The organism is Methanolapillus africanus, from assembly GCF_032714475.1.
Taxonomy (GTDB): Archaea; Halobacteriota; Methanosarcinia; order Methanosarcinales; family Methanosarcinaceae; genus Methanolapillus; species Methanolapillus africanus.
Genome location: NZ_JAWDKD010000011.1, coordinates 32162 through 47190 on the forward strand (window position 1 = coordinate 32162; position 15029 = coordinate 47190).

Sequence of the window (15029 nt, forward strand, 5' to 3'; positions counted from 1 at the left end):
ATCCTCAAAATATTATAAATAATCTGTCGAACGGAAAATGATAAGATGAAATCAAAAAAGAGAAAGAAATCAAAAAGAGAAAAAATTGCCGTTTCCGGCAATTTTGTTGAGTATTTAAGTTACTTTCTGTATCTTTTTCCGACAACAATTGCCGCAAGTCCGAGAATGGCAGCGGTTAAGAAGAAGGAAAAACCGGGAGTTTCGTTTGCGGAAATTCTGGACTCCGCAGATTCAACATCCCACTCAATAGATTTAGTCGCTTCAGTGTTTATAAGATATGTAAGTTCACTCAATAAAACTTCCAACTCATCAATAGTTCCTTCCATTTCGATATTGAATTCTTTTTTATCTTCAATCCATTCATTTTTGTTTGTTCGGTAGTAGTTTGAATTGTCAATAAATATATCATAGAACGCGTTCATTTGATTGACAGCGTTTTTAAAATCATCCATAAATTCATTTCCGATATCGATCGCTTTTTGATATTGGTCGCTTATTTTTTTTGCATTTTCATACGACTTGTTACCACCGACCACATCTTTTTCAATTTTAATTGTTTCCTCATCAATTTGATTCATTTTTTGAAAATCAGCTTCTAATTTTGAGAAAGAACTGATTAATCCTTTTACCTTTTCTTCATCTTCTGTTTTCAAATATGGAAGCAGTCTCTTCATTGTTTGTCCAATTGATCCAAACTCTTGTTCATCTTTTTTTGATTCCGTTAAATTTGAAATATCGCTGGCGACAGAATCAGATGTTATATCTTGCAGCATAAAATGTGTAAATACAATTTTTCGAATGGTGTCAGTATCTTTAACAATCGTTCCATCTTCTCCGTTTACAACCAAAGTTCCTGTTTGCGTATCGTTTGTTGTAAAACTAATGTAGTAATAAGGGCGCCCTTCGTAAGTGTATGGTCCGTATGCATACGAAAGTTCTCCATCATGCTGATATGGTTTAGCGGCTTCAGCTGCTTGGAATTGGCTGATCGCGCCAAAAGCAGGTGTTATCAATATTAAAATTAAAAGTAAAGAAAGAATTCCCATCATTATTTTTTTCATAGTCTAAAACCCACAATTATTATATTATTTCAAAAATAAAATATTTAATTTCAAACACGAATTATTTTTAAGTGTTTAAAATTAAACATATTTTTTGGAATCACTTCTATATTAATTCATTGGCATCCGGCAACGATAACTCAATTAAAATTGATTTGAATACAATCAATTTTGATAAAATGAAATCAATCATGAACAAAAACAAATTTTCCGCACTTTTCACATTTGTATTCCAAACTCGACACGCTCATTTTTCCCCGGCAATTCATTATTTGAACGGGCCTCCGCAAAACATACAATTTTGTTCGCCCAGATAGCTGCGGTTCCCGCATTCCTTGCATTTTTTAAGCGGCGTTTTCAATATTTCGGCCAAAGCAATGCCGCCGGTCATCCCGAGAAAAATAATGATTATGTTTGCAAAAATATTTTCCAATTGAATATTCATTGTTTTACTCCTTTGTTTTCCTTTTGTTTTCCTTTTTTCGATCTTTGATCATTTCTGTTTTCTTCTTTTTATTTTTGAAAATAATATCTATTTCAAGTTTATAAAACTTTGAAATTTATTTCAAAGAGTCATTTTTCTTTATTCTTTATATTTCTTCCGTCTTTTCGGATTTCAGAATCTTTATATAGAACTAATCTGTATATAGGAACCCTTTTGATAGGCGCCTTTTCGGTTCATATTTCTTTTTAAAATATGCCGATTGCTTATGAAAAGAAAAATCAATATTTTATACAAAAATTGTTGAGGAGCTAGTTATGGCAACAGGACCAAGATATAAGGTTCCGATGAGAAGAAGAAGAGAGGGACGGACCAACTACCATTCCCGTCTTGCGCTTCTCCTTTCCAAAGAGAACCGTATCGTCGTGCGCAAAAGCACACGAAACATGCAAATTCAGCTTATAGCCCCAACACCGATCGGAGATGTCACCTATTCGTCTGCCATCTCAACCGAACTCGGAAAATACGGCTATAACGGACCGACCGGAAACACAACCGCAGCGTACTTAACCGGCCTTTTATTCGGCCTGCGCACCCTCCAAAACGGATACGAATCCGGTATTTTGGACATCGGGCTTCACGCATCCACACCAGGATCCCGTGTTTATGCAGCTTTGAAAGGCATCGTTGACGCCGGCGTTGATGTTCCGCACGATGAATCCATTTTCCCCGCTGATGAACGCATCCGCGGCGAAATTGCGGCCGAATACAATGGGTCGGACCTTCCCGCACAATTTGACGCGGCGGTCGAGAAGATTAATGCTGAGTTCAGGTGATGAAAAATGGCATATGAAGAAGCAGAATGGGTTCCGAAAACAAGACTTGGAAAACTTGTTGCGGACGGACAAATCACAACCATGGAAGACGCCATTAAGTCCCGCCTTCCGTTAAGAGAACCCCAAATTGTGGACATTCTTTTACCGGACTTGACGGACGAAGTTTTGGACATCAACATGGTTCAGAGAATGACTGACTCCGGACGGCGTGTCAAATTCAGAGCGACCGTCATCGTCGGAAACGGAAACGGTTACGTTGGCCTCGGCCAAGGTAAAGACGTTCAAGTCGGCAACGCGATCAAAAAAGCGATCGAAGCGGCCAAATTGAACATTCAGCACATCACCCGCGGCTGCGGTTCCTGGGAATGCGACTGCGGTAACGAACACACCGTTCCGTACGAAGCCACCGGTAAAATCGGCAGCGTCGTCGTGACATTGATTCCGGCCCCGCGCGGTCTCGGAATTGCCGCCGGAAACACCGCCAAAAAGGTGCTCGAAAAGGCAGGTATCCGCGACGTTTGGACCCAAACCGAAGGAACAACCCGTACAACGCTGAACTTCGCCAAAGCGACCTTCGTTGCTTTGAACAACGTCAGCACCATGAGACTTCCGAAGAAAGGAAACGGAGGGGTCTAAACATGTATGCAATTATCAGAATGAGAGGATGCGTCGGCGTCAGAGACACCATTGAAGACACGCTTCGCATGCTTCGCTTAAACAAAGTGAACCACTGCGTTTTCCTTCCGGAAAACGACGTCTACAAAGGCATGATCCAAAAATCCAAAGACTACATCGCTTTTGGAACTGTGACAGCCGATCAAGTCGCCGAGATTTTCGAAACCCGCGGCCGGCTTGAAGGTGGAGAACGCTTGACCGACGCTTACGTCGCCGAAAACACCCCGTACGGTTCGATCAAAGAACTCGCGGAAGCATTTGTCGACGGCAAAATCGCGCTCAAAGACGTTCCGATGATGAAGCCGGTTTTCAGACTTCACCCGCCGAGAAAAGGACACGCCGGTATGAAGAGAACCGTCCAGCAGGGCGGCGTTCTCGGAAACCACGGCGAAGAAATTGCTGTTCTTTTGCACAAAATGAGGTAAGGTGGAAAACATGGGACACATCAGAACTAAAAAGTACAGAGGATCACGCACCTGCGGCGGCGGTACTCACAAAAACAGAAGAGGAGCCGGAAACCGCGGAGGCCGCGGACACGCCGGCGGCAACGCCCACCACTTTATCCGCGCCATGCGCGAAGGATACAGACCCGGCTACATCTACAAAGGATTCACCCGCCCGAAAGCGGTTGTTGACCCGGTCTTCATCGTCAACGTCGGTGAACTCGATGAACTCGTCGCTTTCCTTCACGAAGCGGAAGCCGACTACATCGCGCTTGACGGCGACACCTTTGTCGTCGACTTGTACAGCATCGGCATCGACAAAGTTTTGGGAACCGGCCGTGTGACCAGAAAGATGATTGTCAAAGCAGAATCCTTCTCTGAATCCGCTCGCGAGAAAATCGAAGCGGCCGGCGGAGAATGCATCGAAGTCGACGGTTGCGAATGCGACTGCGACGGTGAATGCGACTGCGAAGAAGACGAAGAATAAATTTGAAAACGTGTTGTTAAAACATGTTTCGAATTGTTTCGAATATGATTAATAAATAAAGAAAGCCGGATCATCCCGCTTTCTTTTTTTGTTATGATTTTTCAAATCATTTTCGATCTGTTTTGAATTTTAGACGTTTTTCATGTTTTATTCATTTCAGTTTTCGTTCCGTTTTCGTTGTGACCGGTATTATTTTTATAAATATCGGACTCATACAATAATTTATTAATACTATTAACCGTTATCACTTACAGCATCAATTTGCGGTTTTAAGATTCATTCAAATTATTTCGATTTAATTTCGGGTTTATCTTGGCGCTTACTATTGATTATTTATGTTATCTTATTGATTTATTCATTTAATTGATGAAATTGAGTCTATCTTCTATTTCAAAGTCAGGTGTATTCGAATGAGTTTCAGGAGTGTTTTGGAGCCTTTTTTTAGCAGGTTACCTTCTGTCGCCAGACCTGAAAAACAAGTTCTGTTTAAAAACAAAGTGATGTGGACGCTTGCGATTCTTGCGCTTTACTTTGTTCTTTCAAACGTTCCTCTGTTTGGTATGTCGGCCGAATCGATCGATTTATTTGCGAGTTATCGTGCCTTCTTCGCGGGCGCTACCGGTTCTTTAATCGTTCTCGGTATCGGTCCGATCGTCACGGCGTCGATTATTTTGCAGTTGCTGGTCGGCGGTGACATTATCCACCTGGACCTTTCAGACCCCAAAGATCAAGCTTATTTCCAAGGCGCTCAGAAGTTCCTTGTCTTTGTGATGATCGTTTTAGAAACGCTCCCGCAGCTTTTCGGTTATATCAAACCGGACCCGGCGCTTGCAGCCGGTCTTGGCGTTGACCTCTGGGTCGTCACATTATTCCTGTTCATCCAAATCTGTATCGGCGGCGTCCTCATTATGTTCATGGACGAAGTCGTTTCCAAATGGGGTATCGGCTCCGGTATCAGTTTATTCATCGTTGCGGGTGTTTCCCAGCAGATCATCACCGGTTTAATCAACTGGATTCCGGGTTCAGATGGTCTTGCCATCGGTATTATCCCGAAATGGTTCCAATTAATTACAAGCGGCGAACTCGGAACGCTCTTTTCCAGTTCTTCCGGAATCATGTATCTTCTCATCAATGCCGGTATTCTGGCGCTTATTTCCACGATCGTGATTTTCCTCGTCGTCGTTTATGTGGAAAGCGTCCGGATTGAAATTCCGCTCGCCCACACATCCGTTCGCGGCGCCCGCGGTAAATTCCCGGTCAAATTGATCTACGCTTCCGTTCTGCCGATGATCTTGGTCCGCGCTCTGCAGGCCAACATTCAGTTGGTCGGCGTTCTCTTAGCCGGCCGCGGCATCACCATTCTCGGTGAGTATTCCGGCGCGACGCCGGTGAACGGCATCATGTATTACTTATCGGCCATCAACAGCCCGTCCGACTGGATTCCGACCTATGTGGCGCAAAACTTCGCCTCCATGGGATTTGCGGCCCCGGCGACCTGGCAAATCGGTCTTCACGTCTTTGTTGACGCTTTCTTGTTGGTTGCAGGCGGTATCGTCTTCGCTCTGTTCTGGATTGAAACCACCGGAATGGGCGCCAAACAAACGGCCAAGAAGATTTACAATTCCGGCATGCAAGTTCCGGGATTCAGAAACAACATTGCGTCCATTGAAAAATACATGCAGCGTTACATCCCGAAAGTGACCGTTATCGGCGGCGCTTTCATCGGTCTGTTGACGTTGTTTGCCAGTTTGCTCGGTACGGTCGGCGGCGCCGGCGGTACAGGTCTTTTGCTGACGGTCAGTATCGTCTACCGTTTGTATGAGGACTTGGCGTCCGAACAAATGATGGAAATGCACCCGATGCTTCGTTCTTTCCTCGGAAAAGACGATTAATCCAAATCAACTTTAAAAAAAGCAGGCGTTTGAAGAAATTCAAACGCCTTTTTTTATTTCATTTTCTGTTCTATTTTTGTTTTTTTTTCAGCGGCGGCATGCGCGCGCGTTACGGCGGCACATTTATTTGGGTTTGAAAAAACCGCGGTCGTTTTCATTTTCATCTTTTCAAATCCGATTGACTTTGTTTTTTAAACTCAAACATTTTCAATACAAACAATTATAAAACGAATATTATATATATTATTAGTTATATTTATTGAATTATATAATAAACGGAGGTGGAATGAAATAGCGTCTGACATAATTTATACACTCCAGTCAATGATTAGCCTATGCTTAAACCTGAAAAACGATATCACCAAGATAGATTTAAGATTCCGCCGAAAGGTTGAATCAAATGTGTCCAAAACTCCTTAAATATTCGAAAATCGACCCCCCGAGGGACCATTTATCCTCATGGTCCCTCGTCCTCTCTTTTCTTTAAATTTCATTTTTTCCATTTCCGCTTTTTCACATTTTCTCTATATTTTTCCATTTTTTCACAGTTTTTCATATTTTTCTCTATTTTTCCCATATTGTTTTCATTTTGTCTGTTTTTTTCCGGATTTTTCTGTTCTCCCATTTTATAATTTGATGGTTTTTTGTTTTTCGCACATTTCCATGCAATTCTTTTTATAAGAAAATGTTAATTTGTATTTACTTTCCTTCTTGTTTTATCCAATCATTCTTATTTTCAGGTGGTATTGATGAACATTATATTATTTGGTCCGCCCGGTGCCGGAAAAGGTACGCAGGCGCAGAAATTGTCGAAAGAATACAACATCCCACAAATTTCAACCGGCGATATCCTTCGCGCCAACGTGAAAGAAGGAACGCCGCTCGGTCTCGCCGCCAAAAGCTATATGGACAAAGGCGCGCTCGTTCCGGATGACGTTTTAATCGGCATCATCAAGAACCGTTTGGTTCAGGACGACTGCAAAGGCGGTTTTTTATTGGACGGCTACCCGCGCACCATTCCGCAGGCGGAAGCGCTCGGCAAAATTTTGGTTGAAATCAACAAGCCGATTGAGTGCGTGATCAATATTATCGTTCCGGAAAAAGACTTGGTCGAACGTATTTCCGGACGCTGGATGTCCGCGTGCGGCGCCAGCTATCATATTCAATTCAACCCGCCGAAAGCGGCCGGCGTCTGCGATGTTTGCGGCGACAAGCTCTTCCAGCGGACGGACGACACGGCTGACGCGGTGACGCAGCGGCTGAAAGCTTACCAATCCCAAACGGCGCCCTTGGTGGATTACTACAAAAAAGAAGGCGTTTTGAAAGACATCGACGGCACGAAAGACATCGATGTTGTGTTTGAAGAAATCAAAGCCTTGGTGAAACAATTCAAGTAAAAAACTTGTTTCAATCTTGAATTTATTTCATTTTTCAATTTATTTTTTATTTTATTATTTATCAAAAATCAATTCAAAAGGGATCGTTTTGGCACAAACACAAAGTATCAAAGATCTTGTCAGCAAAGCTCTGCTGGGGATTGGCGTCGTTTTATTTGTCGGCGTTATGTTCCCGAGTTTCAGGGTCTTTCTCGGTCAATTCATGGACATTGTCATGTCTCCCGTCTTGCTTTTAGTCGGCGAATCGAACTTCTTCCTGCTTTTATCGGCGATGGCCATCCTTACCGCCATTTATTCCTCTCTGATTCAGAAGTATCTGGTGGATCAAAACAAGATGCGGGATTTCCAGGAAAAGATGAAAGTCTATCAAAAGGAAATGAAAGAGGCGCAGCAAACTCAAAATACCTACATGCTCAAAAAGCTTGAAGAACAGCAAGCTGAGATGATGGAAGAGCAAATGACCATGATGAAACAGCAGTTTAAGCCGATGTTTTACATTGTGATCATTTCCCTGCCGCTGTTGATGTGGGCGTATTACTACATCGGCGGACACCCCGAAGCAGCGCTCGTTTTCCCGTTCTGGGGGACCAAACTCTTGAGCGACAAACTCTTCATCTTCACCTACTGGCTCTACTGGTACTTTATTTCCTCGTTGGCCTTCAGCCAGGTGCTCAGAAAGTTTATGAACATTACAACCGCCGGCGCTTAATTGAGCCGGCCCAAAAATTCAATAGGGTCTTTATGATTATCACACTCAGCGGTCTTCCCGGCACCGGAACATCAACGGTAGCCACGATTATTAAAGAGCGTTCCGGCATGGATTTTATTTCCTCGGGTGAAATTTTCCGCGGCCTTGCCAAAGAAATGAACCTCTCGCTGGCCGAATTCGGCGTTTTGGCCGAAACCGATCCGTCCGTCGATTTGAAAATAGACGTGCGCCAGCAGGAACTGTCAAAAACGCGGGACAATTTGATCTTGGAAGGACGCTTGGCCGGACACATGTCTGCAGCCGCGCCGCCCGGAAAAACCGTTTTGCGCGTTTGTTTGAAAGCGCCGATTGAAACCCGTGTCCGCCGGATTATGACGCGTGAAGGCACGTCGTCCTTCAAATTTGAAATGGACAAGACGATTGAGCGCGAAAATTCCGAAAACACACGCTATCAAAAGTATTACAAAATCAATATCAACGACTTGTCTGTTTACGATTTGGTGATTGACACCGACCGTCTGCTCCCGGAAACCATTGCTGACATCATTATGACGGCGGCAAATGCGATGAAATAAGTCTTTCGATTATCTTTTTTTCTTTTTTTTTATTTGACGAGCGAACGCCGCGCGCGTTACGGCAATCATTTTTCATGACGCGTCAAAAACGATGGATTCTTTTTTCTTTTCTCTCATCTTTATATTTCTCATTTCTATCTATTTCTGTCATATTAATACGCAGCCGGCTTGCCCTTTTTTCTCTATTTAAATTTTCCGATTTGTTCAAAATCGAAATGCGTATATACTGTCAACGTATTTTCTGTTTTACACATTAAATATTTAAAATGAAGGTTGCTGATCTGTATGACATCTTATATTTCCAAAATTTCAAACGTTTTCGGATTTGAATCCGTTTTTCAAAAAATAAAGGTCTGGCGGACGCCAAAAATTAATTTGGTGTTGGCGGAACTTGAAAAGAACAGTTTTTATGACATTCAAGATTCGGATGAGATTCAAGAACGATTCCGGAAAATCCCGGAGGTTTGTGGCGTGCTGCTTTACACCCTTTCTCAGCTGGAGGAAAAGTTTGGGCCGCGCTTGAAAAAAATCGAAATCACTTACAATTATGAAGATGAATGTATCGAAATCATTCCGTTTTCCAACAATTGTGAAACGTCTTTTCGATTTGAAATATATGATTTGGATCTTCAAATCTATAAGAAATTCGGCTCGGTGTCGTTTTATATTTCATTGTTGGGGATTTGCGTATGATCATTCCGGAAGAATTTTTGGAAATTTCCAAGTAGATTCGGTCAGCAGCAAACCAAAAAACAGGCGTTTCTCCGGAAACAGCCTACAGGTGTGCGATCAACAGGGCTTATTACGCTGCTTTTCTTTTTGCAAGAAAGCATGCACAAATAAAACTCGATTCGCATTTCTCCAAAAAAAGAAGTGTTCACACAGAAGTGGTTCAGCTCTATATGGAATCAAAAGACAGCGATTACTATCAAGTCGGCTGCATTTTGTACGATCTCAAGTCTCTCAGAAACAAATGCGATTATGAAGACGTTTTGAATTTAGGTATGTCTATTTCAAAAAAGGCCGGTAAAGCAATCAAAAATGCTGAATATGTCATTCAAACATTGAATTCAAAAAATAACTGAGGGGGTTTTAAACATGTTTCATATTTCTAAAATTTCAAATGTTTTCGGATTCGAATCCGTTTTTCAAAAAATACGGGTTTGGCGAACGCCACGAATTAATTTGGTGTTGGCAGAACTTGAACAGAACAGCTTTTATGAAATTCAAGAAGCCGACGAGATTCAAGAACGATTCCGAAAAATTCCGGAGGTTTGCGATGTGCTGCTTTACACTCTCTCTCAGCTGGAGGAAAAGTTTGGACCGCGTTTGAAAAAAATTGAAATCACTTACAATTATGAAGACGAATGTATCGAAATCATTCCGTTTTCTAACAACTGTGAAACGTCTTTTCAATTTGAACTCTATGATTTGGATTTTCAAATCCGTCAAAAATTCGGTTCGTTGTATCTTTATATCTCACTGTTGGGGATTTACGTATGGTGATTCCGGAAGGAGTTGATTGGAGACGCCGAATATGTCATTCAAACATTGAATTCAAAAAATAACTGAAAGGGGTTTTAAAAATGGTTCATATTTCCAAAACTAAAGCGACTGATGTGTTTAAACCAACTCGTCTCTTTCAAAAAGTTCAAAAAGCCTCTAAAAATCATTCCGTTTTGAGCCGGCTTCAGAAAACAGGTCTTTATAGGATTGAAAATATCGAGGAAATGAAAGACCGATTTAGAAAGGAGTCAACGGTCTGGGATATGCTTCTTTATGCGACGTCCGATTTAGAAAAAATGTACGGTTCGGATTTGAACGGAAAAGTTTGGATCTTTTATGACCGGGAGTTTGACTGTATTGAACTTTTGGTTCCGATTAAAGATTATTCACAATCTGTGGACAGAATTGATAATGAAATATTTGAGCTGAACAACCGCATTCGAAAAAAATATGGTGGTTTTTCAAAACACATATTTGTTGCTGTGTAAGGAGTTGAACAATGATTTTTCCGGAAAAGCCATTGAATATGCGGAATTTATTTTCGAAAAGTTGAATTCAAAAAGTAATTAAAATAATAATTATTATCCTAAATAAAAAATGTTAATTTCAAAATTTTTATATAATATTTCTTTCAATTTATCATCAACGGCTTTTCAAAACGCCGATTTTCATAAAAACTATGTGGAGGAGATATTATCAGAAAAATGTTATCTATTTCAGCTTTGCTTCTTGTTCTTTTGGCTTGCGTGGCCGCCGGATGTATGGGCGATAAGATCGTCGGTACCTGGGACGGCGAAAAAACAGGTGCTGCGGCGACATTCGCAGACGACAAAACGTTCACCATTTCCGCACCGTTGGTCAGCCTCTCCGGAACCTGGGCGAAAGAAGGCGGCGAATACATCCTTTACGGCAGCAACAACACTAAAATCGGATCCGCTGTTTTTGTCGGCGACACGCTCAGAATTACGATCGGCGGCACAATCTCAGTCACCGACGACTTTGTCAAGAGAAAGTAATTTCCGAAAAATAAGAAATGAATTCCAAAAAACGGAATTCATTTCCGTTTTCCAATTCATTTTGCCTTTCTTTTTTATTCTTTATCTTATTCTTTAACGGCATAAAATCCGGCGTCCAAATACGAATACCAAAACAGTTCCACGGTTTTAAATCCGGCTTTTTTCAATAGATCAATGTGTTGCGCCGCCGTAATCGGAAAGTATTCCGTTCCGTAACGCTGCCGGTAATTTTCGGCGTCAGTTTCGCTTTTTCCGTGTTCCGTTTGAAAATCTGCCACCATTTGCTGCGCCAGCATTTTTCCAGTTTCCGTCACCGGCGCCGTGTGTTCAAAGGTGATGTAAATTCCGTCCGGCTTCAGCATTCGGAAACAGTTTTCCGTTGCCGTCTTTCTGTCTTTTTCGGACAAATAATGATGGGACAAAACGGCGGTGACGACATCAAACGCGTTGTCCGGGAAATCCAATTCTTGAGTGCTTTTTGTTTTCAAATATTGGATTTGTGTTTTCCCGATTTCATTGAGTTTTTGCTGCGCCATTTTGATCATTTCCGGCGACGGATCCGCCAAAAAAATTTCCGTTTCCGGATATTTCTCAACAATTTTTTGAGCCAGCGTGCCGGTTCCGCAGCCGGCGTCTAACCAACGAACCGGTTCTTTCTTTTGGTTTTTTGTTTCCGGACTGTTTTCAAAATAAGCTTTCACAAGACGGAGTGTTTGCGCATGGAATAAATCATAATTCGGAACGGTGAACCGCACATTATTGTCGTAGCCGCCGGCCGGCGGAAACTTAGGGCTTGAGTTTGATTTGCCATTGTCCAATTCAGTCATTGAACCATCTCATATTTGTTTTTAAGAAAATCGTCTTTGAGCCGGGCCACTTCATCCGGACAATTTTCAATTTCGAGGACGAAAAGACCAAAGCACGGCTTTACATACTGAAAATAAACGTTGTCGCCGGAAATGCCGACCGGGAACGGACGTGATCCTTTGAGCGTGATGCCTTTGATTTGAGAACCGGCTGGAACGTAAAAAGCAATCTCGCACGATTCCTTGATGATGGTTTCGGATTCCAAAAGCGTCAGCTCGCTGCCGACAATAATACAATTCACATCTCTGAGACACACCATAAAATCCGCCTCCGCTTTTTTTCAATTTTTCAAAAAAGATGGATTGTTGACGCATGCGGCGGCGCCGGCGTCAACAAAAATTAAATCGGCTGCAATTATTTATTCGTCAATCACGAGATCTTTGACTTTGATTCCGGATTTGACGATTTTGCCGACAATTTTGCCGCCGGTCATGCCGACGACGTATTGAGCTTCTTCTTCCGGAACGATAATGATGAATCCCATGCCCATATTGAATGTTTTGTACATCTCGGCGTCGCTCACTTTGCCTTGTTCCTGCAGGAACTTGAAAATTTCCGGCGGCTCAATCGGGTCGGTGAAATCGAATCCGAGTTTTGTGATCCGGTGAAGTTTCAACAAACCGCTGCCGGTGATGTGGGCGAGGCCGTGAACTTCGTATTTTTTGATGACGTCGAGCACTTCCATATAAATGGCCGTCGGGGTCAAAAGTTCGTCGCCGATTGTCTTTTTTGAGTTGTACGGGCAGTAATCCTGATAATCGTACGGCGATTCTTTGATGATTTTTCGGACAAGGGAGTAACCGTTGCTGTGAACGCCGGTGCTTTTCAAACCGATAATCACGTCGCCTTCTTTGATTTTTTCGCCGGTCAGCACTTGATCTTTTTTGACGAAACCGATGCAGGTGCCGGCCAAGTCGAATCCTTTGATGATGTCGGGAAGCGTTGCGGTTTCGCCGCCCACGATCGACATGCGGGAAATTTCAGCGCCTTTGGCAAGTCCTTCGCCGATTTCGGCGGCAAATCCGGGCTTGTGTTTTTCAAGCGCCAAATAATCGACAAAAGCCACCGGTTCGGCGCCGATGGCGATCAAATCGTTGACGTTCATCGCAATACAGTCAATGCCGACGGTGTTCCATTTTCCCATGTCGTTCGCGATCAAAACTTTGGAACCGACGCCGTCGGTCGTCATGGCAATCGCAAATTCGCCGAAGTCGATGAGGCCGGCGTAGTGGCCGATTTCCGTCAGCGGCGCGCCGAATCCTTCCCTTTTGAATGTCATCGTTTTGGTGAGGGATTTGATGGTGTCCTCCTCCATTCTGATATCCACGCCGGAAGAGGCGTAGGTTTGTTCTTTGTTTGTCATTTTTGAGTCCTCTGATTGATAAAATTGAATCATTCGACGGGTGGGTTTATTCCCTTTTCCCGAGTTCGAATTCGTTGTGAAGCGCCAGCACGGCTTTGTTGACGTCGTCGATGTTCACGACGCAGGAGATGTTGTATTCGGAAGAGCCCTGGCTGATCATGATAATGTTGATGTTTTCTTTACCAAGAGCGGTAAATACACGCCGGGCAACACCGGGCGTTCCGGCCATACCGGCGCCGACGACGGCAACGACCGCCACATCCGTCCGGAATTCGACGTTATACAAGTCTCCCAGTTCGGCTTTAATGGCTTTGACGGTTTTGACGCGGTCGGTTTCGTTCACGATAAACGAGATACTGGATTCGGAACCCTGGCTGATCAAGCGAACGTTGACGTTTTTGTCGGCGAGAACCGCAAAAATCTTGGCGACTTTGCCGACGGATCCGACCATTTCGACGCTGGAAATGTTGACGAGCGCGATCTTTTTGATCATGCTGACGGCCTTGACGACGTTTTTGGACAACTGGTTTTCAGAAATCACAAGCGTTCCGTCAAAGTCCGGCTTGAATGTGCTTTTAACGCGGACCGGAATGTGGTGCTGCATGGACGGCTCAATCGCGCGCGGGTGCAAGACTTCGGCGCCGAGAGAGGAGAGTTCCATGGCTTCTTGATATGAAATAAATTTAATGGTTTGGGCGTCTGCGACAATTTTCGGATTCGTCGTCATGATGCCGTCCACTTCTTTCCACAGCCAGATTTCATCGGCTTTGACGCCGACACCGATAATGGATGCCGTGTAATCCGATCCGCTGCGGCCCAGTGTTGTGATGTTTCCGTCCTCGTTTTCGCCGATGAATCCGGTGACGACTTGGATAGATGTTTTAAAGTCCGGCGTCAACCGATCGTGAATGAGTGTGTAGGATTTCGGAAGCGGTTTGGCGCCGCCGAAAACGTCGGTTGTGATGATGCCGGCGTCGCCGCCGGTGTAATATTTGGACGGAATTTTCAGAGATTGGATCGCGCCGGAAACGATCGGCGCCGCCAAGCGTTCGCCGAAGGATGAAATATTGTCTTTGGAACGGCTGGTCAGTTCGCCAAGGTAGCAGATACCGATAAGCGCTTTTTCGAGCTCGTCGATTTTCATTTCCAAATGTTCGATGACTTCCGCGCGGATTTTTTTGTTGTCGATCGCGTCGTTGACGGCGTTGAAATGTTTCAATTTGAGCGCGGCGATAAATTCGGAAATGGTTGAGACTTTTCCATATTCGCAAGCCGCGGTCGCTGTTTCCAAAAGACCGTCGGTCACGCCGGCCAGCGCCGACGTCACCATAATCACTTGATTTCCCTTATCAAAATACGACTTGAGCAGTTCCGCAACGTGGCGAATTCTTTTTCCGTCTCCGACCGACGTGCCGCCGAATTTCATCACAATTTTCATTTTCAATCATCCGATTCTGAAATCATAAGAATAACAGGCCGGCGAGAGCATCCAAACTGCCGTCAGCCTCAATAAAATCAATCGTTGTCAAAAGATACGCAAATTAATAAACATACTCTAAAATATCACAAATACAACAACGGGACAAACACCGGATAAGTTGCCTGCTGCAATTTACCTCTTTCTGACCCTGCCTTTTTTCAAGGTAACGGATATTTAAATAGATTATGACGCTTAGAATGAATCATCATAACAAATAAATACGTCACGATTCAAATTTAATCTGATTGGACAACAAATTTAACTTTAATTTCGAATTTAG

Annotated in this window: 20 protein-coding genes; 13 read left to right on the forward strand and 7 right to left on the reverse strand. The window is 43.4% G+C overall.

All coding sequences use genetic code 11. From position 1 onward, the window contains the following. Positions 1 to 119: 119 nt before the first annotated feature. Both MsAg5_RS02980 and MsAg5_RS02985 read right to left on the reverse strand, forming a co-directional pair. On the reverse strand, positions 120 to 1061 hold the full coding sequence (locus MsAg5_RS02980; protein WP_338099135.1) for a hypothetical protein: 942 nt from the start codon (positions 1059 to 1061) through the stop codon (positions 120 to 122). A gap of 268 nt (positions 1062 to 1329) precedes the next feature. Then, positions 1330 to 1506 (reverse strand): hypothetical protein, encoded by a 177-nt coding sequence (locus MsAg5_RS02985; protein WP_338099136.1) that lies wholly within the window; start codon positions 1504 to 1506, stop codon positions 1330 to 1332. A 314-nt stretch (positions 1507 to 1820) separates the two neighbouring features. Between MsAg5_RS02985 and MsAg5_RS02990 the strand changes: the two genes are divergently transcribed. From MsAg5_RS02990 to secY, 5 genes are all read left to right on the forward strand, one after another. After that, positions 1821 to 2339 (forward strand): 50S ribosomal protein L18, encoded by a 519-nt coding sequence (locus MsAg5_RS02990; RefSeq protein ID WP_338099137.1) that lies wholly within the window; start codon positions 1821 to 1823, stop codon positions 2337 to 2339. Between the two features lie 6 nt (positions 2340 to 2345). Further along, entirely contained in the window at positions 2346 to 2975 is a 630-nt protein-coding gene (locus tag MsAg5_RS02995; RefSeq protein ID WP_338099138.1) for a 30S ribosomal protein S5, read from the forward strand. A gap of 2 nt (positions 2976 to 2977) precedes the next feature. Beyond that, entirely contained in the window at positions 2978 to 3439 is a 462-nt protein-coding gene (locus MsAg5_RS03000) for a 50S ribosomal protein L30 (protein WP_338099139.1), read from the forward strand. Between the two features lie 19 nt (positions 3440 to 3458). Then, positions 3459 to 3944 (forward strand): uL15m family ribosomal protein, encoded by a 486-nt coding sequence (locus tag MsAg5_RS03005; RefSeq protein WP_338099182.1) that lies wholly within the window; start codon positions 3459 to 3461, stop codon positions 3942 to 3944. A gap of 410 nt (positions 3945 to 4354) precedes the next feature. After that, on the forward strand, positions 4355 to 5836 hold the full coding sequence (gene secY, locus MsAg5_RS03010) for a preprotein translocase subunit SecY (protein ID WP_338099140.1): 1482 nt from the start codon (positions 4355 to 4357) through the stop codon (positions 5834 to 5836). A gap of 490 nt (positions 5837 to 6326) precedes the next feature. On the opposite strand, the gene MsAg5_RS03015 is transcribed toward secY, so the two are convergent. Further along, complete coding sequence (locus tag MsAg5_RS03015; protein WP_338099141.1) at positions 6327 to 6461, reverse strand: hypothetical protein; 135 nt, start codon at positions 6459 to 6461, stop codon at positions 6327 to 6329. 124 nt (positions 6462 to 6585) lie between these two features. On the opposite strand from MsAg5_RS03015, the gene MsAg5_RS03020 reads away from it, so the two are divergent. The 8 genes from MsAg5_RS03020 to MsAg5_RS03055 all read left to right on the forward strand — a co-directional run bounded on the left by MsAg5_RS03020 (position 6586) and on the right by MsAg5_RS03055 (position 11039). Then, positions 6586 to 7233, forward strand: coding sequence for an adenylate kinase (locus MsAg5_RS03020; RefSeq protein WP_338099142.1), 648 nt, complete (start codon positions 6586 to 6588; stop codon positions 7231 to 7233). A gap of 88 nt (positions 7234 to 7321) precedes the next feature. Beyond that, entirely contained in the window at positions 7322 to 7942 is a 621-nt protein-coding gene (locus MsAg5_RS03025) for a DUF106 domain-containing protein (RefSeq protein ID WP_338099143.1), read from the forward strand. 32 nt (positions 7943 to 7974) lie between these two features. After that, a complete protein-coding gene (gene cmk, locus MsAg5_RS03030) occupies positions 7975 to 8517 on the forward strand; it encodes a (d)CMP kinase (RefSeq protein ID WP_338099144.1) in 543 nt (180 codons plus the stop codon). Between the two features lie 285 nt (positions 8518 to 8802). Beyond that, positions 8803 to 9210, forward strand: a complete 408-nt coding sequence (locus MsAg5_RS03035; RefSeq protein WP_338099145.1) for a hypothetical protein — start codon at positions 8803 to 8805, stop codon at positions 9208 to 9210. A 209-nt stretch (positions 9211 to 9419) separates the two neighbouring features. Then, positions 9420 to 9602, forward strand: a complete 183-nt coding sequence (locus MsAg5_RS03040) for a hypothetical protein (RefSeq protein ID WP_338099146.1) — start codon at positions 9420 to 9422, stop codon at positions 9600 to 9602. A gap of 13 nt (positions 9603 to 9615) precedes the next feature. Next, the gene (locus tag MsAg5_RS03045; RefSeq protein ID WP_338099147.1) at positions 9616 to 10023 is read left to right on the forward strand and encodes a hypothetical protein; all 408 of its coding nucleotides are present in this window, start codon (positions 9616 to 9618) and stop codon (positions 10021 to 10023) included. 224 nt (positions 10024 to 10247) lie between these two features. Next, positions 10248 to 10511: a hypothetical protein gene (locus MsAg5_RS03050; protein ID WP_338099148.1), complete on the forward strand. Its 264-nt coding sequence runs from the start codon at positions 10248 to 10250 to the stop codon at positions 10509 to 10511. Between the two features lie 216 nt (positions 10512 to 10727). Next, positions 10728 to 11039, forward strand: a complete 312-nt coding sequence (locus MsAg5_RS03055) for a hypothetical protein (RefSeq protein WP_338099149.1) — start codon at positions 10728 to 10730, stop codon at positions 11037 to 11039. 86 nt (positions 11040 to 11125) lie between these two features. On the opposite strand, the gene MsAg5_RS03060 is transcribed toward MsAg5_RS03055, so the two are convergent. The 4 genes from MsAg5_RS03060 to MsAg5_RS03075 all read right to left on the reverse strand — a co-directional run bounded on the left by MsAg5_RS03060 (position 11126) and on the right by MsAg5_RS03075 (position 14707). Then, on the reverse strand, positions 11126 to 11866 hold the full coding sequence (locus MsAg5_RS03060) for a class I SAM-dependent methyltransferase (protein WP_338099150.1): 741 nt from the start codon (positions 11864 to 11866) through the stop codon (positions 11126 to 11128). After that, the gene (locus MsAg5_RS03065; protein WP_338099151.1) at positions 11863 to 12165 is read right to left on the reverse strand and encodes a DUF1894 domain-containing protein; all 303 of its coding nucleotides are present in this window, start codon (positions 12163 to 12165) and stop codon (positions 11863 to 11865) included. The genes MsAg5_RS03060 and MsAg5_RS03065 overlap by 4 nt, the downstream gene beginning before the upstream one ends. A gap of 99 nt (positions 12166 to 12264) precedes the next feature. Next, on the reverse strand, positions 12265 to 13269 hold the full coding sequence (gene purM, locus MsAg5_RS03070) for a phosphoribosylformylglycinamidine cyclo-ligase (RefSeq protein WP_338099152.1): 1005 nt from the start codon (positions 13267 to 13269) through the stop codon (positions 12265 to 12267). Between the two features lie 46 nt (positions 13270 to 13315). Next, complete coding sequence (locus tag MsAg5_RS03075; RefSeq protein WP_338099153.1) at positions 13316 to 14707, reverse strand: aspartate kinase; 1392 nt, start codon at positions 14705 to 14707, stop codon at positions 13316 to 13318. Positions 14708 to 15029: the final 322 nt, after the last annotated feature.